Source organism: Streptomyces sp. NPDC003027 (genome assembly GCF_053591435.1).
In genome coordinates this window covers 15,150-33,668 of the sequence record NZ_JBSFTU010000030.1, presented here as the reverse complement: position 1 = coordinate 33,668, position 18,519 = coordinate 15,150, and the positions used below count along the sequence as shown (strand labels likewise).

At 69.3% G+C, this 18,519-nt stretch carries 15 protein-coding genes; 10 read left to right on the top strand and 5 right to left on the bottom strand.

The window, feature by feature from the left end; genetic code table 11:
• Positions 1 to 60: 60 nt before the first annotated feature.
• Positions 61 to 1,278 carry a histidine decarboxylase gene (locus tag ACWDX6_RS21255; protein ID WP_451486450.1) on the bottom strand — a complete coding sequence of 406 codons (1,218 nt, stop codon included), beginning with the start codon at positions 1,276 to 1,278 and terminating at the stop codon, positions 61 to 63.
• Positions 1,279 to 1,433: 155 nt separating this feature from the next.
• Here ACWDX6_RS21255 and ACWDX6_RS21250 point away from each other — a divergent pair, with 155 nt between their 5' ends.
• Complete coding sequence (locus tag ACWDX6_RS21250) at positions 1,434 to 2,801, top strand: glutamine synthetase family protein (protein ID WP_451486449.1); 1,368 nt, start codon at positions 1,434 to 1,436, stop codon at positions 2,799 to 2,801.
• Between the two features lie 197 nt (positions 2,802 to 2,998).
• Entirely contained in the window at positions 2,999 to 3,316 is a 318-nt protein-coding gene (locus ACWDX6_RS21245; RefSeq protein ID WP_451486448.1) for a DUF6207 family protein, read from the top strand.
• Positions 3,317 to 3,629: 313 nt separating this feature from the next.
• Here the strand turns inward: ACWDX6_RS21245 and ACWDX6_RS21240 are convergent, their stop codons facing one another.
• Both ACWDX6_RS21240 and ACWDX6_RS21235 read right to left on the bottom strand, forming a co-directional pair.
• Positions 3,630 to 3,938, bottom strand: a complete 309-nt coding sequence (locus tag ACWDX6_RS21240; RefSeq protein WP_451486447.1) for a hypothetical protein — start codon at positions 3,936 to 3,938, stop codon at positions 3,630 to 3,632.
• A gap of 203 nt (positions 3,939 to 4,141) precedes the next feature.
• On the bottom strand, positions 4,142 to 5,308 hold the full coding sequence (locus ACWDX6_RS21235) for a PP2C family protein-serine/threonine phosphatase (RefSeq protein ID WP_451486491.1): 1,167 nt from the start codon (positions 5,306 to 5,308) through the stop codon (positions 4,142 to 4,144).
• Between the two features lie 100 nt (positions 5,309 to 5,408).
• Between ACWDX6_RS21235 and ACWDX6_RS21230 the strand changes: the two genes are divergently transcribed.
• Positions 5,409 to 5,909 carry a MarR family transcriptional regulator gene (locus ACWDX6_RS21230; protein ID WP_451486446.1) on the top strand — a complete coding sequence of 167 codons (501 nt, stop codon included), beginning with the start codon at positions 5,409 to 5,411 and terminating at the stop codon, positions 5,907 to 5,909.
• Between the two features lie 179 nt (positions 5,910 to 6,088).
• Here ACWDX6_RS21230 and ACWDX6_RS21225 read toward each other — a convergent pair whose 3' ends face one another.
• Positions 6,089 to 6,535, bottom strand: a complete 447-nt coding sequence (locus ACWDX6_RS21225) for a MarR family winged helix-turn-helix transcriptional regulator (protein WP_451486445.1) — start codon at positions 6,533 to 6,535, stop codon at positions 6,089 to 6,091.
• A 492-nt stretch (positions 6,536 to 7,027) separates the two neighbouring features.
• On the opposite strand from ACWDX6_RS21225, the gene ACWDX6_RS21220 reads away from it, so the two are divergent.
• The 6 genes from ACWDX6_RS21220 (at position 7,028) to ACWDX6_RS21195 (ending at position 15,900) form a co-directional block, all read left to right on the top strand.
• Complete coding sequence (locus ACWDX6_RS21220; protein WP_451486444.1) at positions 7,028 to 7,906, top strand: STAS domain-containing protein; 879 nt, start codon at positions 7,028 to 7,030, stop codon at positions 7,904 to 7,906.
• A gap of 44 nt (positions 7,907 to 7,950) precedes the next feature.
• Positions 7,951 to 8,313, top strand: coding sequence for an STAS domain-containing protein (locus ACWDX6_RS21215; protein WP_451486443.1), 363 nt, complete (start codon positions 7,951 to 7,953; stop codon positions 8,311 to 8,313).
• Positions 8,297 to 8,785, top strand: coding sequence for an anti-sigma regulatory factor (locus ACWDX6_RS21210; RefSeq protein WP_451486442.1), 489 nt, complete (start codon positions 8,297 to 8,299; stop codon positions 8,783 to 8,785). The genes ACWDX6_RS21215 and ACWDX6_RS21210 overlap by 17 nt, the downstream gene beginning before the upstream one ends.
• A complete protein-coding gene (locus ACWDX6_RS21205) occupies positions 8,782 to 9,798 on the top strand; it encodes a SpoIIE family protein phosphatase (RefSeq protein WP_451486441.1) in 1,017 nt (338 codons plus the stop codon). The genes ACWDX6_RS21210 and ACWDX6_RS21205 overlap by 4 nt, the downstream gene beginning before the upstream one ends.
• Positions 9,788 to 11,089 (top strand): PP2C family protein-serine/threonine phosphatase, encoded by a 1,302-nt coding sequence (locus ACWDX6_RS21200; RefSeq protein ID WP_451486440.1) that lies wholly within the window; start codon positions 9,788 to 9,790, stop codon positions 11,087 to 11,089. Before ACWDX6_RS21205 ends, ACWDX6_RS21200 begins: the two co-directional genes overlap by 11 nt.
• A 1,454-nt stretch (positions 11,090 to 12,543) precedes the next feature.
• Positions 12,544 to 15,900, top strand: a complete 3,357-nt coding sequence (locus tag ACWDX6_RS21195; RefSeq protein WP_451486439.1) for a hypothetical protein — start codon at positions 12,544 to 12,546, stop codon at positions 15,898 to 15,900.
• Between the two features lie 271 nt (positions 15,901 to 16,171).
• Here ACWDX6_RS21195 and ACWDX6_RS21190 read toward each other — a convergent pair whose 3' ends face one another.
• On the bottom strand, positions 16,172 to 16,528 hold the full coding sequence (locus ACWDX6_RS21190) for an STAS domain-containing protein (RefSeq protein WP_451486438.1): 357 nt from the start codon (positions 16,526 to 16,528) through the stop codon (positions 16,172 to 16,174).
• A gap of 917 nt (positions 16,529 to 17,445) precedes the next feature.
• Between ACWDX6_RS21190 and ACWDX6_RS21185 the strand changes: the two genes are divergently transcribed.
• Positions 17,446 to 18,426, top strand: a complete 981-nt coding sequence (locus tag ACWDX6_RS21185; RefSeq protein ID WP_451486437.1) for a GNAT family N-acetyltransferase — start codon at positions 17,446 to 17,448, stop codon at positions 18,424 to 18,426.
• The last annotated feature ends 93 nt before the right edge of the window (positions 18,427 to 18,519 follow it).

Here is an 18,519-nt window from a genome sequence, read left to right as displayed (position 1 = left end):
CGGCGCCCGGCACGGATACGGTGATCAGCGCGGTCTCGCACCTCATGATCGCCTGGCATGTCAGACATTCCATGATGCGGGAAATGGGTGGCTCGGCAGCGGTCCGCGGTGGTGCGCCAGTTCGGCGCACATGGTGTCGATGGTTTCGGGCGTCACGTGGGGCATGGCGAGCAGGTGGGCGCGGTGGTCCTGGGTGGCGAGGTGCCAGCGACTGCACACTTCGATCGGGGGCCGGTCGAAGGTGACGGTGATCGAGTGCGGCACGTGCCGGGGGTTGGCGCCGACGCGCGCCAAGGCGTCGACGGCGTGTGCGGCGGTGTCGCGACATCGGTGGGCCTGACTCCGGAGGCCTGCGGTGCCCAGTTCGTGCAGGCGTTTCCACAGCAGCACGGCGGCCAGACCGCTGCGTGAGCAGTCGAGCGTGTGGTCGCTGGAGCCCAAGTACTCGTCCGCGCTGAGAGGGGGCAGGAGGTGCCGGGGGGTGATCACGACGCCGCAGGGCACGGGGCAGCCGATGAATTTGTGACCGCTGACGGAGACGGAGTCGGCGCCGTGCCGCAGATTCCAGGGAAGCTCGACTGGGGCGAACGCGGCGAGGAGGCCGCCCAAGGCGGCGTCGGAGTGCACGTGGGTGTCGCCCGCAGCGCGGGCCGCGCGACGTAGTGCGGCTACGTCGTCGAAGGCTCCGGTCATGGTGGTGCCCACGGTGGCCACGACCACTGCTCCGCTCGGGGGACGGCCGGCTCGTGCGTCGTGTGCCCTTCGTTCCTCGCAGGCCACGCGCAGGGAGTCGGGGTCCATGGCGCCGTCGGCGTCGCTGGGTACCACGACGAGTTCCATCCGCAGCAGCCCGGCGGCTTTGCGGACGCTGTAGTGGGCCTGGTCCGAGGCGTAGACGGGGGCGCTGGGGAGTCGATGGCGTCCTAGGCGCAGGCCGAAGAGCAGCCCTTCGCTGCCTCCGCTGGTCACGTACCCGTACGTGTTGGCGGGGTCGCCTTCCGCCAATTGGGTGAACCAGGCGATGACCGCGTTCTCGAACGACTTGGCGTGAAGGCCTGCCGGGTCCCCGCCGCGCGGGTCGCCCGCGTTGTTGATGAGGACCGACAGCAGGGGGCCGCAGGCGGTGTGATCGAAATCCAGGTTGGCGGGATACCCGAGGAAGCGGGTCGAGGTTCGGCGAAGCTGTTCTGTGAGGGAGAGGAGGACGTTCTCGGCGTGACCGCCGGGCGAGGGTTGCTCGCCGATGGTCAGCGCGTGGGTACCGCTCAGCTCTGGCATGCCTTTCGCCCTCTCCCACTCTCTTTACGCCTCGCCAGAAAACGCCGTTATGGGTTTATTGGGATATAACGGCGTTATTGCAGGATGGCACAGGCGGGTGCCGCTGTCGGTTCGGGGCAAGGCACGGGCGTGGCTGCGGCGGAGCGGAGTTCGGCTTGACGCAAGCAAAGCCACCAGGTCGGGCGGACGTACGCGCCCACATCGACCGGCTCACTGCCCAGGGCATCGACACCGTTCGCGTTTCCTACCCCGATCTGCGGTCCACCGATCGCGGTCGGGACATTCTCGTAGGTCACCTCGAAGCGGCCTGCGCGCGGGGGCTGACCTTCAGCCGCGCCATCTACCGGGCCACCTCCGAGGGTGCGGTCGTGGATGTTCCCGGTGACTCGTTGGCCGGCTGGCCCGACATGCACGTCCATCCCGATCTGGACACTCTGGTCCCTCTGCCGTGGGAGCCCGGGGTCGCGTGGTGCCTGGGCGATCCCCGCGAGCCCGTAGAGGGCGGCGCCCCGCTGCCGGAATCGCCGCGCGAGGTCCTTCGCCGAGTGATCGCGCCGGACGCCCGGGCCGGGGTGCGGACCGTGGTCGGCCCAGAGTTCGAATACTTCCTGCTCGATCCCGCTCCCGAAACGCCAGGGGGATGGCGGCGCTACGGCGGCGCGAGAGGAAACGTCTACAGCAGCGGGCGCAGAGGAGACCCGGACTGCCACCTTCTGACCACCATGCGCCACCTGCACCACATGGGCCTCGGTGTCACGGCCGGCAATCAGGAGGCCGACGAAGGACAGTTCGAGATCAATCTGCACCACGACGAGGCCCTTCGATCGGCGGACCGCGCCTATCTGTTCAAGGTGGCGGTACGAGAACTGGCCCGCAAGGAAGGCCGGCTCGCCACCTTCATGGCCAAGCCCTTCAACGACGGTGGAACCTCCGGCTTCCATCTGCACGTCTCCTGCACCGACGCGGCCGGCCGCAATCTCTTCGACGACCCCCAGGGCCCCTACGGACTGTCGGCCGGAGCCCGCTACGCGGTGACAGGACTCCTGCGGCACGCGCCCGCCCTCACGGCCCTGCTGAACCCCACGGTCAACTCCTACCGACGCCTGGGGCAGGACCCGACCGCACCCCGCGCCGCCGACTGGGGGCTGGACCGACGCGACGCCATGATCCGCGTTCCCCCGAGCCGCGGAGACGCCAGCCGCCTGGAACTGCGACTGGGAGACGCCTCGGCCAACCCCTACCTGGCCATAGCCGGCCTGGTCGCCGCCCTGCGCCTGGGCATCGAGGCCGAAGAGGAACCGCCGCCACCCGGACAAGCCTCGGATCCTGACGCCAACACGTTCCTGCCGCTGCCCAGGGACCTCGCAGCGGCGCTCGACGCGCTGGAGGCCGACAGCGAACTCACGGATCTCCTCGGTAAGAAGTTCACCGGCATCTACATCGCCAGCAAGCGTCACGAGTACCAGAAATTCCAGGAACACGTCACAGACTGGGAGTTCGCCGAGTACAGCGAGCGCGCGTGACGTCTCGAGCAGCCGGGGCTACCCACCCCGGGGCAGGCGGGCGCCGGTCGGCCGCACCGGCACTACCCCCTGCGCGACGTGGGCGCCGTCTTCGGCCTCTGGCTCACGACCGGTCCTACGCCGCTGCCTCAAGGAGCCACCCTCCCTCCGCGAGTTCGGCCCCGGCGCTGGCTCCTGTCCGGGGCGTCGCCCCAGGCATGCGCATCGATGAGCGGCACATCGCCGAATCGGGGGTGGTGGTGCTGGACGTCACCGCAGCCGACCAGGACACGATCCGGACGGTGTGGGAGGGCGTGCAGCAGCTGTGGGCCACTTCCGGCATCACCTCGGTCTTGCGTACGCCGGGCGAGGCCGGGGTGCGGGCGCGGGTGTACGCGGGCATCCGACGCCCCGGCACCACTGACGAGCCAGGGTGGGCACCGCCATGCGCCTCTGCGGCCGCGAACGAGCCGGAGTGGTCGGCGGCCAGGCGTGCCGGACCCACACGAAGCGCGTACCAGCCGCCGTCGCCCTAGACCAACTCGCTCGCGAAGTGCGACGGAAATGGGCTGCACCGACCACCTCGACGGCGCGGCACGATTCGACGTCCGGCAGGCTGGACCCGAGTCCGAGCCTCTCGACGGAACCTCGCCGCTGCCGTCCGCCGGCTCGAGTCGAGCAGCTCGTGGCGACCGAGGAGGTCCGACAGACCTGGCCCGCTCCGTTCTCCGCACCGCGCATCGTCAAGCGATGGGCCCCACCGGAAATAGCCTCAGCCGCGGCGCGGCTCTTCGTGTCCACCATGTCGTCGCACACCAAGTACAGGCCTCAGGGGGCTCGCGGTACCCGCTAGGAAATCGTGGGGGGCTCGCCGCCCCACCGCGCCCTCAGAACCTCGGCCCAGTCGCCGGCCTCCGGACCCGGATCCTCCAGCTGTGGCACCGGGCCGGGAGCCGTCTCGATCACGTGCACGAGCGTCCAGGCGACGCCGTAGCAGTCGTCCGGGCCGAAGCAGGTGGCCAGGGCAGCGGCCTCTTCGCGGGTGACCGGGCGGGAGATCGCCATCAGCCGGCGTTCACGCCGGTCGATCTCCTCCTCGTTCGCGTCCCAGTCGGGAAGCGGTCCGTCGGCGACGAACGTCCGCACTTCGGGTCTCATGACCGAATGATCGTCTCCCCTGACGCCCTGAACAAGCCGCCCCATCCCCTTCACGCGGTAGCTGTCCTCTCCTGGCTGGAGCTCTGCGGGGAAGGCGATCTCTCCATCGAATGGAATGCGCGCCAGGAGGCAGTGGTGGAGCCGGCCGAGCATCTGGTTGGACAGGTGCCGCAGAGCCCGCATGTGCAGGCCGAAAGCGATCGTCAGGAGCGGCCGTGCCAGTCGAGGCAGACCACCATGGCGTCGTCGTCCGCGTCGATGGGTCCGCGATGGCCGGAAAGCTCCTGCAGCACCGCGCGGGGTACCTGGGACGGCGGGAGGAGACGGGTGTTGGCCATGGCACGGATCAAAGCCCGTTCGCTGTACCGCTCTCCTGCCGGGGAGGCCACGTTGTAGACGCCGTCGCTCACGAAGAGCAGTCGGTCTCCCGGCTCCGTCCGGAAGCGCTGCACCGTGTAGATGCTGTCCTCGAACATGCCCAGCGGAAGTTGAGCTTCGAGTTCGATCGGCTCTGCCTTGCCCTGCCTCAGACGCCACATCTTGGGAGATCCGGCGTCGATGATTTCCGTTTCTCCGGTTTCCAGGTCGAAGCGCAGGTGGAGTACGGACAGGTGCGCAGCCCCGTGATAGTGACCGTAGACCGCCTGATCGGCCAGGCACACCTGGTCTGCGAGGGACAGGCCGGCGCGGCGGGCGTTGCGCAGAGCGTTGATGGCGAGGTTCGTGAGCAGGGCGGCCTCGATGCCTTCGCCCATGCCGTTGGTCACGGTGAGGGTCAGGTGGTCGGCAGAGGTCGACCAGTCGAAATTGTCACCGTAGATCGCGTAGGCCGGTTCGAGCTGCGCCCCGAGTTCGTATTCGGGGCGAGAGCAGGAGCGACCGGGAAGAAGTTGCCACTGCATCTCGGCGGCGAGGGTGAGTCGGTCCGCGCGGCGGGCTTGGAGGTAGAGGTCGGTGTCCCGCTCGGCGACGACGATCCCGTAGCCGAGTACTTCCGCGACGTCCTCCAGTTCCTGGGCGGTTTCCGGGTCGTAGGAGTCGGCCGGAAGCCGGACGCTGAGGATGCCGATGCGGTCGCCTCGGACGCTGACGGGCAGGTACGCGGTGACCCGGTCGGTGCCTTTGACGGCCTCCACGTATGGTTCCTGGGCACCGAAGGCTCGTCCGGGCGCGCTGGTGTGGACGGGGATCGGCTCGGCGGTGTAGGGGAGGGCGCTGACGGGTTGCAGTATGGTCATCGCGTAGTCGGCCATGAGCAGGTCGACGGATTCGGCGGCGTAGTGCGCAGTGAGCGCGTCCTGTACCGCTTCGAGGAGGGCGTGAGGCGCGGCTCTGCGGAGGGAGCGTTCCACGGCTGCGTATCTGTCCACCGTTCGGTTACCACCTGTTCGGAATTGCGGGAAAAGGAGCGGATGGTCTTTCATGCTTCAGCGACTGACAGGGCCATTTCGAAGTGTCACAGTTGGGGGCATGCATTCCACACCTTCCCCGGGCGGCGATCGGGATGCTGCCGCGCAGGCGACTCGCGAGGTCATCGAGCTGCTGGAAGTGCTCTGGAGCCAAGGCCGGGACATGACGCCGACGGCCCCGGTGTCGCCTTCGCAGCTCCGGGTGCTGTACACGTTGGACCGTCATCATGGGATCAATCTGCGCACGCTGGGAGAGGCACTCAGCTCGACGCCTTCGTCGGTGAGCCGGATGTGTGATCGCTTGCATGCCCTGGGGTTCATCAAGCGGTCCCTGAGCTCTGCCAGTCGCCGCGAGCTCGAGCTGCGCTTGTCGAGCCGGGGCGAAAGGTACCTCAGGGACCTGAGGGCTCGCCGGGAACGCGCGCTTCTTGAGATCATCACCGACATGACGGCTGAGGAACGGGCCGCTCTCGCGAGGGGGCTGGCCGGCTTCAGCCGGGCCGCTGGGGGTACCCAGCCGACGAGCGAAGAGCCTGGGGACAGTGCTGTGGAATCGGCCTGAGCCCCTGTGCGGCCTGACGCGTCGAGCGGATCACCGTACTCCTGCCCTCTCACTCTTCGCGCCCGTCCGCGCGGTGTACGTCCTGCTCATAGGCGGATTGCCCCGGAGCTCCACACTTTCTGACGGAAAATATTGCCGTGGGGCAAGGTTACTGGATCTCTACGCCGCCCGGATCCCGGTCAACGAGTCTCAAGGCCTCGTGGCGGAGGGTGCCCAGCGCCGCGGGTCGCCGTAGCGCGGCGCAGGTGATCGCGCACAGTCTCCAAGGCGTGCCGGAAATCTTCGCTTCCCCAGGGAAGGGGCAGCGCTGCCGCAAGGGCTTGCGTATGCCGGTCCCGCAGACATCGGGCGGCCCTGTCTCCGGCGAGGGTCAGAGCCAGGAGAGTCCTGCGATGATCTGCGACGTCGCAAGCGCGGGCGAGTAGGCCCGCCTGCTCAAGGCGGCCGCACACGTGACTCATCGAAGCCGGCGTGATGCCCAGGACCCGCGAGAGTTCGCCGACCGAAAGTGGCGCCCTCGTGGCCAGTGCGGTCAGTGCGCGCGCGGCGCGAGGCGCCGACGATGCCGGCGTATGCACAGCGGCGTCCTCCCCCAGCGCCACCAGGGCCGCCGCTGCGGCGGACATGGCTCGGCTCGAAGCCGCGGGGTCGAGTCCACCGGCTCGAGTGGGGGCCGCGCTGTCATTCATGACCGTTCGGGAGGGGCTGCCAGCATCTCTGCTCTCGTGCCCGTTCGGCGGGGGAGCATGCCCGCGCGGCCTCCCTCTTCCACCGGCCGCGGGAATGATCTTTGTCATGCGCGAACCCCGCGCCGCCCCGGCCGTGTTCGCCCGCGGCGTCGGGCGGATGCTCCACGCAGATCAGGGCAGAAGCTTGCGAGGTGAGCGAGGACTCAGCCGCCGGCAGGGCTGCGCCTGCCGCTCACTTCCTCGCACAGAGCCCGCCCTTGGGGCCGACGGGCGGCGTGACCCAGGCGCTCTGTCGCCAGTGGCGGTGAGGACGGACCACTCCGTCCACGCCGGGGCCGACGGCAGGCCCCGACGCCCGGCGGCCTTTCCGCGAACACCACCGCTCGGCTAACATTTGTCGCGCAACAACAATTGCGAAGGCGGGTAGCGATGAACACCCCAGAACTTGAGGGCCGGCTCCGAGTAGGTGAGGCTCTGCGCAAGCGGAGCGAAGAGGTGGCCGACCGGTGGGTGCAACTGCAGCTGGAACAGGCAGTCCTGGGAACCGGCATCACCGAGGCCGAACTGCGTGAAGAAGCGGACCTGCTCGTCGAAGCGCTGCATGCCGCGCTGGAGAGCGACCAGCCTGCGGAGCGCGTCGTCAGCACGCACGCGGGGCTGCGTCAAGCGATCACCGACCTCTCCCTGCGCCGTGCTCGCGGCGGAGCGAACCCCACATCCACCTCGCTGGCCGTCCTCACCCTGAAAGAGGCGCTGCTCGAAGCGGTGCAACGGGAAACCCGCGATGGCACCACCTTGTTCGAGGTGGCGCTGTTGGTCAACAAGCTGCTCGACGCAGCGGGAGCCCTGTCCTTCTCCACATACGTCGAGGGCCGCGAGGAGATCATCCGGCGTCAGAGCCGACAGCTCCTGGAGATCTCCACTCCGGTGGTCCGCCTCTGGGACAGGGTGTTGGCCGTTCCCCTGATCGGAACACTCGACACCGCGCGCACCCAGGTCGTCATGGAGAACCTGCTGGAGGCCATCCAACGGGACGAAGCACAGGTGGCCATCATCGACATCACCGGAGTGCCCACCGTGGACACCGCTGTCGCGCATCACCTGATGCAGACGGTCAACGCCGTCCGGCTCATGGGCGCGGACTGCGTGATCAGCGGCATCCGGCCACCGATCGCCCAGATCATCGCCCAGCTCGGCATCGACCTGTCCGCCATCCTGACCCGCGCGACGCTTGCCGACGCCCTGGCCGCGGCCATCCCCATGACCAACCGGCCGACCCCACAGTCCACCTACGCGGCCGCCCTGTGACGGGCTCACCCAGCGGAGGTGTACCGATCCTGCGCCTGGGCGATGTGCTGGTCACCGGCCTTCTCGACGAACTCGACGACAAGAGTGCCATCGCCTTCACCGAAGAACTCACCGAGCGCATCGTCGCCGACCGAGCGCGAGGGGTGCTCATCGACGTCTCACGCCTCCAACTCGTCGACTCTTTCGTGGCACGTACCCTGATGGAACTGGCCACGACAGCCCGGCTCCTGGGCGCGCGGGTCGTGGTGGCCGGCATGCGCCCGGCGGTGGCCATCACCCTGGTGGAACTCGGTCTGCGCCTCCCCGGTGTCGAGACCACCCTGAACGCAGAGCAAGGGCTCATCGCACTCGGATGGCGGCAAGCCCCGTATCCCCCAAAGGGGGCGCCCGATGTCGCTCTACGGTGAGTCCCGCACGACACACCTCGTCTCCCCCCGCGCATCCACCGCCTGGGACACGGGCGACGCGGGCGACGACGGGAGGGTGACGCACGAGATCCGTGCTGAGGAGGACTTGCTCACCGCTCGCCATGCCGTACGCGAGGCCACCTTGCGCGTCGGCTTCGGACTGGTGGACCAGACACGTATCGTGACGGCCGCCAGTGAGCTGGCCCGCAACGCCTACGTCCACGGAGGCGGCGGCACGCTCACCGTCGAAATCGTCCACCAGCCGGGGCGTCAAGGGCTGAAGCTGTCCATCACGGACCAGGGACCCGGCATCGCCGACGTCGAAACCGCGTTCGTCGACGGCTACACCACCGGTGCCGGCCTGGGCCACGGCCTCGGCGGGGCCCGCCGCCTCATGGACGAATTCCACATCAACACCGTCCCGGGCCAGGGCACGACGGTGACCGCGCTGCGCTGGACCGACCGCCCATGAGCGACAGCACCCGTCCAGGGACGCTCCACGTCCGCATCGACCACCACAGCGCCGTCCAGGCAGCCGCCGACCAGGCCCGCGCCCTCGCCCGGCACATCCGCATGCCGGGAGCGCAACCCGACCAGGCAGCCGTCCTCGCAAGCGAACTCGCCAGCAACATCAGCAAGCACGCGTACAACGGAGCGATCTTCCTCCAGCCGGCACCACTGGGGGCCGGCCTGGACGTCATCGCGGTGGACCACGGCCCCGGCATCGACGACATCAGCCTCAGCCTCACCGACGGCTACAGCACGACCAAGACACTAGGAGCCGGTCTGGGGGCAGTACGCCGCATCGCCAGCGGCTTCGCCATCCGCTCACACCCCCGCCACGGCACCCTCGCGCACGCCCGACTCGGATTTCCCCACAGCACGCAGCCGGCACTCGACATCGGCGCCCTGTGTCTGCCCGCCGAGGGCCAGTCCATCTGCGGCGACGGGTACGCACTCGCCCGCCACGGTGAGGAGTGGACAGCACTTGTCGTCGACGGACTGGGTCACGGACCGGACGCGGCAGCGGCCACCCAGCGCGCCCTGCGGACGTTCACGTCGTACTCCGACGCCCCTCTTCCAGTCATCATCAGCGCCCTCCACAAAGCGCTGCGGCACACCAGAGGCGCCGCAGCGGCAGCCGTCAGGACGGGAGCAGGACGCTCCGAGTACTGCTGCGTCGGCAACATCCGCGCTGCGGTCCTCTCACCCCAGGGCGTCCACCAGCAGCTCGCCGGACAGGCCGGCATCGTCGGATATCACCATCCCCCGCCGCAGAACCGGCCCCTCGAGCTGACCCCCCACACCTCCGTGGCCCTGTACACCGACGGCATCGACCACCGGTGGACACACACTCCCTCCCCCGCCCAGCTGAGCCTGCCCCCCACCTTGCTCGCAGCCTCACTGGCCCACACACGCCGCCGAAGCCGGGACGACGCCACGATCCTTGTCCTCGGCGCACCCTGGGGATCACATGACCAGTGACACCTTCCGCACCCTGGCCGCCCTGCGGCGCACCGTCCGAAGCATCGCGCTCACCCACGGGCTGCCCGCCGACGACAGAGCCCGCCTCGTCCTCTCGGTGAGCGAAGCGGCCACCCCCCAGCTGAGCGCCGGATACTTCGTCACCCTGATGCACACCCACGAGGCAGCAGCGGACGAGGGCTACGGCCGGCTCACCCTCACCCTTCGCCTGCCCTACCAGGGTCGGGCCCCTGCCGAGTCGATGAACCACCTTCCGCTGCCGGCCGAGACCACGTCCGACGGCAACATGCTCTGGCGTGTGCCGACCCCTGCCCTTGCGGTTTCTCCCGGCCGGCCTCCCTCCCGGGGCGACCATCTGCCAAGGCCGTCGCCGGCACCCACCGGGTGCCTGACGAACGGCGACACCGACACCGTCCTCATCGAAGAGGAACTGCGCGCGGCACTCGCCAAAGCCGATCGCCTCGCCGTCGAACACCGCATGCTCAAACACGAACTGGCCGAGACGAACAGCGGGGTCCTGGCCCTCTATGTACAACTCGAAGAACGGGACGAAGAGCTACGCCAAGCACACGGTCGCACCCTGCGCGCCCTGGAAGACGCCCTGCGCCCCCGCCCTCTCCACGTGGACGGGCTCGAACTGGCCGTGCACTACGCTCCCGCCGGTCAGCACGACCCGACCGGCGGAGACCTCTACGACTGGTTCACGCTCCCCGACGGCACCATCCACGTCACCATCGTCGACGCCCTCGGGCACGGGATCACCAGCACCCGCACCGCCCTCGCCGTCACACACGCGGTACGCACCCTTGCTCTCGAAGGCCACCCCCTTGACAGCATCGTGGCCCGCACCGACCGCATCCTCGCGCCCCTGGACCACAGCGTCATGGCCACGCTCCTGCTGACCCGGGTGAACCCCTCGACCGGCGAAGTCAGCCTCGCCAACGGAAGCCACCCACCGGCGCTCCTCGTACGCGCTGACGGCACCGCCACCTACCTCGAGGCTCGCGGCCGCGGCATCGGCTACCCCCTGCCCGGCAGCGAACGCATCATCACCGCCACGCTTGATCCCGAAGACCTGCTCATCCTCTACACCGACGGCCTCACGGAAAGCCGCAGAGACTCCTACGAGGGCGAGCAGCGCCTCCTCCAAGCCACTCGCCTTCACCGAGGGCGGCCCACTGATGAAATTCCCGCCGCCATCGCCCGCGACATGCTCACCGACGTCCTCCACAAGGACGACACCCTCGCCATCGCCGTTCGCTTCCCCGCTCACCCCTCTCCGGAACGCTGAGCCGGACAGGGCCCCTGACCGGCAAGCATGCCGCCGAGCCTCAGACACATAGGCCGGACCCAGGCCAGGCGTGCTTGGTCCGCACCCCAGGGGCAGGTCTCCGCATCCCGAGCAGGGCTGTGGACAGAGTCGGCCACTTGGCCGCGGCGCGGGCAGGAGGCGACTGAAGGCCACTTCCGGCGGAGCGGCGTCTTCCACTGTCGATGAGTACCCCGCCCGCACCGGCCTGCGGTCATTCAGCCGAAGCTTCGCCTGCGGTCCCCGGTCGACTGTGGTGGGACGCGGTGCAGCCGACGGGAGGGACGCCTGGTCGGGCCGGTCCTGCGCGCGCCTTCATCACCGGACCGGACTGCGGGTCGGTCGGATTCCGCGGAGCCCGTCACGGCCGGTGCGAGCGCGATCGCAGCGATGACCGCTACCACCATGACGAGGATGATTCCGATACTCACGGACATGAGTCCCGCCTTTCGCCTTGACCCTTTCATCTGACGACTACTCAGCGTTTCCCATATAGCGCACAGTAAACACGGGGAGTGCTCGTGGCGGCAGGGGCACATGGGCCGCCCTGGCCCGTCCCGCAGGACACGGTCACCTGGTGGGCAGCGATCGGCGCCCTCGTCACGACTCCCGGCGTGCTGCCGGCAGGGCTGTCGGCGAGTCGGCTTCCCGGCCGGGGGTGGCGGACCGGTCGAAACAGCGCGGGAGGGCCGGACGCGGGTCGTAGATCGCCCCCGCCGGCTCCGCCCTGAAGGCGCCGCCGGTGTCAATTCCGTGGCCCCAGGTCACACAGGCAGCCTGACTGGCCGCTGAGCTCGTACGCCTGTCCCGCGTGCCCGTCCTCGGTCACGGCGGTGACGGCGACGGTGGCGATGTCCTCGGCGTCGAATGAACGCCTCCTCGCCCTCTCCGGCCGGGCAGCCGCACGTCACCGGGGCGGACCCCCACACGGAGCTGGACCGTGCCGTACGCCGCCGCCCGCGCTGCGGGCCGAGATCCGCGAGCCGGCGTCACCGCAGCTGAAGGTTTCCTCGAACTCGCCTTCCGCCACGCCGTCCTCAGCGAGCGAGACAAGGTCCGCACCGTCATCGATCGGCTACGCGAGCTCGCAACGGACCGGCGACTACGCCGACATCACCCACCGCGAGCAGATTCGCTCCGAGGTGCCGGACGCCGCGTACGTCATGCGGCTGGGCCGGGGCTGAGTCCCGCAGAAAAATGCCCGGCTGTTCGTGGAACCGAACGAGCCCGGCCCGGCGTCCTCGCTGAGGACTTCCCTAGGACGGCGCACGCGCCCGCCGGTCGAGGAGAACTCCAGGAGCGGTACAAATTGAACAGGTTCGAAAACGCCTGTTACGATCACCGCTCCGGGCGGAGGGCCCGGCAGGGGGCGGCCTCTCAAGGCCGCGCCGGTCACCCTCGACACGCCCGCTCTCGACCTTTGGGAGGGGAACCCCATGCAACGCCACGCACGCGTACACGCCCGCAACGCGGTCGCCGCCACGACCGCCCTTGGCATCGCGATCGGCCTCTGCGCCGCCATCACCAACCCGGCCGCCGCCGTACCGGCCGGGGCCACCGCCGACGACGAGGTCGTCGTCCCGAACCCCGGCCGCTTCCAGCCACGGGGCGAGGAGCTCTTCCAGGCGGGCGCCACGGGCTACGCCCACAAGCAGGAGGGCACGACCGGCTACCTCTGGACGGACGCGGCCACCGGCGCGACCAAGCCGATCACCGAGGAGCAGGCCAAGGGTCACTCCGGCCTGCACGCTTTCTCCGACGCCGACCCCGTCGTGGCGGACCTGGACCGCGTCTCGGTCACCGACCTCGCCACCGGGCAGCCGAGCCTCCAGGTGACGCTGCCGCAGGGACGGTCGTGGACCGGCGCCTACAACGCCGACACGGTCGTCTCATCGACCCGGCGCGCCGACGGCCTCTATCTCGACGCGATCCAGCTGTACGGGGTCGTGGACGGCAAGCCGGTCGAGCGGGCGGCGGTGAAGATGCCCGAGATGTTCGCCGAGGTGATCGTCCTCGCCCAGGACAGCAAGGGTGCCCACCTGCGCTTCAACCGCGAACCGGGGCAGTCGAACAGCGACTACCTGCTCGACTTCCGGACCGGCTCGTTCAAGCACGTGTCGGGTGGCGAGGGCATCGGACTCACCATGGGCTCGGAGCAGGTCCTCGTCTCCAGCCACTGGGACAAGACGCTGTCCATGGCGCCGCGCACCGACCCCATGGCGGATGTCGACCTGCCCGCGCCGAAGTACGAGGAAGGCACCGCGTACACGGTCGTCGGCGACTGGGTCGTCTTCACCAAGCGCACCGTTGACGGTTTCGGCGGCAAGCTCCAGGCCGTGCGCAAGGGCACCACGGCGGTCAAGGACCTCCTCCCCCACGCCACGGCGCACTTCGCCGCCGCCCCCGACGGCAGCCTCCTCGTCACCGGCGGCAGCGATGCGAAGGACTGGTCCGTCCAGCGCGTCGCCGTCGGCCCCGACGGCGACCTCCAGGTCAGCAAGGTGCGCGCGGTCCCGCAGGTCCCCGCCGCCTTCACGGGCCTCGCGCTCGGCGGCGGACGGCTCAGCTTCCGCGGCGCCTCGCTTCCCGCCAACACCTCGGGCCTCTACGACGTCGACACCAGCGTGTCGGGCACGCCCACGGCGAGTGAGGCGACCCTGCGCCACGACACGGGCACGGCGCCCGCCGGCCTCGCGTCGCTCGGCGACGGCGAGTCGGTGTACTCGACCGGGAGCCGGCTGCGGACGACGACCGGCACGGGCACGTACCGCTCGGCCGACGTTCCCGCGAGCGCCTCCGGCCACCGCATCCTGGACACCTCGGGCGGCTCCGCCCTGGTGGCCGCCGGCGACACCACGTACGCCGTCGACCTGGAGGGCACCGCCCAGGACCAGCCGGGTGTGAGGCTCACGCTGCGGAACTCCGCCGCCGCCCTCTGGAAGGACCGGGTCTGGAAGCCCGCCGACACCACCGGCAAGGTGAACTCGGTCAGCATCCGGGGGACGGAACCGTCCCCCGCCGTCGACCTCGGCTCCGGCTGCGAGCCCACCGAACTCCAGGCCGTCGGCAACTGGCTGTACTGGGCCTGCGGCGCCGACAAGGCCGGCGTCTACGACCACTCGCTGAAGAAGAGCGTCCCCGTTCCCACCGGTGAGGCTCTGCTCGGCGACGGTTTCGTCGTCCGGCACGAGGGCGACAAGCTGCGGCTGACCGACGCGGCCAGCGGCCGGACCACCGACTTCGCCGACCTGCCCGCCTCGGCCTCCGGTTCGGGCCGCCGCTCGACCTGGACCGTGGACCGCTTCGGTGGCGGTGTGGCGTACGTCGACGCCAAGCACGACATCCGCGTCAAGCAGGTCGGCATCGCCCGCCAGCCGTTCCAGGCGCTGGGTGAGTCCGTCCCGCCGGTGACCTTCGAGGGCTCCGCCATGGAGCCGACGGCCACCTGGTCCCCGTCGTGGCGGTTCTCCAAGCCTGTGGGCTCCTGGAAGCTGTCCCTGCTGAAGTCCGACGGCGAGGCCGTGCGCGTCTTCGAGGGAACCCAGGGCACCGGCGCCGCCGTTCGCGTGAACTGGGACGGCAAGGACGCACGGGGCCGCACTCTCGAATCCGGCAGTTACCGCTGGGAGCTGATCGCCCGCCCGCAGGACGGGGCGGGCTCCACGCAGACGCCCTACGGAAACTTCTGGATCAAGGGCAGCACGCTGACCACGGTCCCCGGCACCTACACGCCGGTGACCCCGGCGCGTCTCATGGACACGCGTGAGGGCCTCGGCGTCCCTAAGGCGAAGGTCACTCCGGGCAGCACGGTGAAGCTGAAGGTCGGCGGCGTCGCCGGCGTCCCCGCCGAGAACCTCACCGCCGTCGTCCTCAACGTGACCGCGACCAACCCCACCGCGACGAGCTTCGTCTCCGTCTACCCCTACGGGACGCAGCGCACCTCCGCCTCGAACCTCAACTTCAAGGCCGGGCAGACCGTCCCGAACCTCGTCACCGTCCCCGTGGTCAACGGCTGGGTCGAGTTCTACAACCGCAGCGGCACGGTCGACCTGCTCGCCGACGTCGCCGGGTACTACACCGAGGGCACCTCCGGCGCCGAGTACCAGCCCGTCACGCCGAGCCGTCTCATGGACACCCGCACCGGCACCGGCGTGCCGAAGGCCAAGGTCGGTGCCGGCAAGACGGTGACGCTGACCATCAGGGAGCCGGGCGTCACCGCCGTCGCCATGAACGTGACCGCGACAAACGCGACCTCGTCGAGCTTCGTGTCCGTCTACCCGTACGGGACGACCCGTACGGCCGCGTCCAACCTCAACTTCACCGCCGGCCAGACCGTGCCGAACGTGGTCATCGTCCCCGTCAAGGACGGCAAGATCACCTTCTACAACAAGAACGGCTCCGTCGACCTCATCGCCGACGTCGCCGGGTACTTCAAGGACAGCACCGGCTCGGTCTTCACCGGCATGCAGCCCAAGCGCCTCATGGACACTCGTGACGGCACCGGCGTGCCGAAGGCCAAGGTCGGCGAGGGCAGGACGGTGTCCCTCACCGTCGGCACGAAGTACAAGGCCCTCGTCCTGAACGTGACGGCCACCAACGCCACCGAGTCGAGCTTCGTGTCCGTCTACCCGTACGGAACGACCCGTACGGCCGCGTCCAACCTCAACTTCACCGCCGGCCAGACCGTGCCGAACCTGGTCGTCGTCCCCGTCAACGACGGCAAGATCACCTTCTACAACAAGAACGGCTCCGTCGACCTCATCGCCGACGTCGCCGGGTACTACACCGACTGACCGGCAAGGGAACACCGCAGCATCCCGCAGGGCCTCATGACGGGCGACATGACCGATGTCGAGTCGCGCTTCATCGAGGCCCGCGGGTTCTGTTCCCAACGTCGACCGGGCCGCTGCGGCGGGCGGCGGCGCCGTCCAGCACCTCCTCCAGCGGCGGCCCGCTCGCGGGGCAGCCCTGCCTTGTTCATCACCGTTGACACTGCCGCTGATGCCCCGAAACCCCTGGGGCTCCCCCCTGTCGGTGGGGACGGTTCGGTTCGGTGACAGGCCCTTACCTGCGGGCCGGTGTCTGCCGCGTCGAGTGGCTCGTCGTACTGACGTCACGGCTGGTGAGCAGTTCATAGGTCTCGGTCAGGTGGAGCAGGCTGGCCGGTTGGTTCTGGAGGTCGGTGACGACGAGTCGGCCGCCTTCGGCGAGGAGACGCCGACGCAGCCACAGCAGGTGGCTCAGGCCGCTTGAGTCCATGAAGGACACGCCGGACAGCTCCAGGTGCAGCGTTTTTCCGCCGAGCGGGATCACGAAGGTCGCTTCTTCGAGAGTGGGAAGCGTGTGCAGGTCGAGTTCCCCGGCCACGCTGACCACGGTGCGCTGGGGTTGTTGTTCGACGGTTACGGTGAAGGCGTTCATGGTGCTCCCCTCATCCAGGGGTCGAGCCCATCACGCCCCGGCAGAGCCGGGGTCGTCAAGCGCGCGGCATGGGGCCACGCACAGCCGAGCGAGACCAACCCGTACCGCGCCCCGGCCACCGTGATGACCTTCCAAGGGCGGCGCGGGGTCTCCCACCAGACCAGGCCGGCTGTCCTGGCAGCGTTGCATACACCGGCCGCTTCCCACCAGCCTGATCCCGCTGTTCCTGGTCGTTCAATGGTCGTTCACCTCTGTAGGCGAGCTGCCGCACACGCGTACGTTCCTCTGGCGAATCGATCACGGGGGCGGGACTTTCAAACGACCCGTTCTTCGTCTGCACCGACCACTACTGGCGGTGGAAGACGACGCGAGTCCTACAGCCGACGACGCGCGCGCTCATCCCCACCGGGCAACTGAGGCTCAGCGGTCATTCACCGGGTTGCCGCCCACCGCCCCCTCCGCCTCGACGAGCATCACTTCCGGGTGCCACCCGCAGGCGACCGGTTGTCGCCACAACGACCGCGCGGTGATTCCAGTGGTGATGCCGGGGACGCCTTGGGCGCGACGATTTCGGCGCTGGTCCTTGCCTCGACTCCTCACCCCTGGACTCGCCTCCGGGCCGTGGCCGACGGCGCCGGGAGGAAGTCCCGAAACCCGGAGGGTCCCGTAGCCAGAATCCGACTCCTGGAGGTCCGGCCGTCGCGCGACCTTCAGCAGTCGGCGCGAGGACGCCGGCCTAGGGCCTCTCGTTCGGATCATGCCGGGCTCGCGTGCCCTGGCACCGGCAGCTCCAGTGCCCGGCGGGCACACAGCGCAGACCGGCCGGGTCCTCCGTCCCTGTGTATCGGTGGACCTCTCGCCTCGCCTGCGGCGCAGGCACGTGGTGCGATGAAAAGGGGGTCGGGAAGGAGAGAGCGATGATCCCACCGGCAGGGGAGCGCAGGAGTGGCACGGGTCCGGTGTCGGTCCGCCCGCTGAGTGAGGCGGACCTGGATCGGGCCGACGAGATCTTCAGGATCGCCTTCGGGACGTTCCTCGGCGCTCCCGAGCCGAAGACGTTCTTCGGGACCGCCGACTACGTCCGCACTCGCTGGGCGACCGATCCACACGCGGCCTTCGCAGCGACGGTCGACGGCGAAGTCGTTGCATCGAACTTCGCCGTCAACTGGGGCAGCGTCGGGTACTTCGGTCCGCTGACCGTGCGTCCGGACCTGTGGGACCAGGGCGTCGGCAGGCGTCTCATGGAGCCGGTCATGGACTGTTTCGACACCTGGGAGAACCGCCACCTGGGCCTGTTCACCTTCTCGCACAGTCCCAAGCACCTTGAGCTCTACCGGCGTTACGGCTTCTGGCCCCGATTCCTCACAGCCATCATGAAGAAGCAGGTGGCAGGCAGTGCCGCAGCCCCCGGCCGAGTGCTGTACGGCCAACTGCCCTCCGCCGAGCAGCCCCATGCCCTGAGCCTTTGTCGCGCCCTGACCGGGGCCGTGTACGAGGGCCTGAGCCTGGAACGCGAGATCGTGGCCACGCATGCGCAGGGGCTCGGTGACACCATTCTGCTCCAGGGTGCCGGCTCCGAGCTCGATGGCTTGGCCGTCTGCCATTGCGGAGCCGGGTCGGAGGCCGGCGAGGACGTGTGCTTCGTCAAGTTCGGAGCCGTACGCCCTGGCCAGGAGGCCGCCAACCGGTTCGAACGACTGCTTGACGCCTGTGAGCAGCTGGCCGCCGAGCGCGGACTGGGGCAACTGGACGCCGGGATGAACCTGGGTCGTCCGGATGCCTACCGTCGAATGATCGACCGCGGTTTCCGCACCTGGTTGCAAGGCGTGGCCATGCACAGACCCAACGAACCGGGCTACAGCCACCCCGACGCCTACGTGATCGACGACTGGCGCTGAGACCCCGCCACGCTCGGCGTGGGCTGGGCATACAGGTGGCGTCTCCACCTGAAACAACAGGCCCGGAAGACCCCGCGGGGCAGGGCGCGTTGC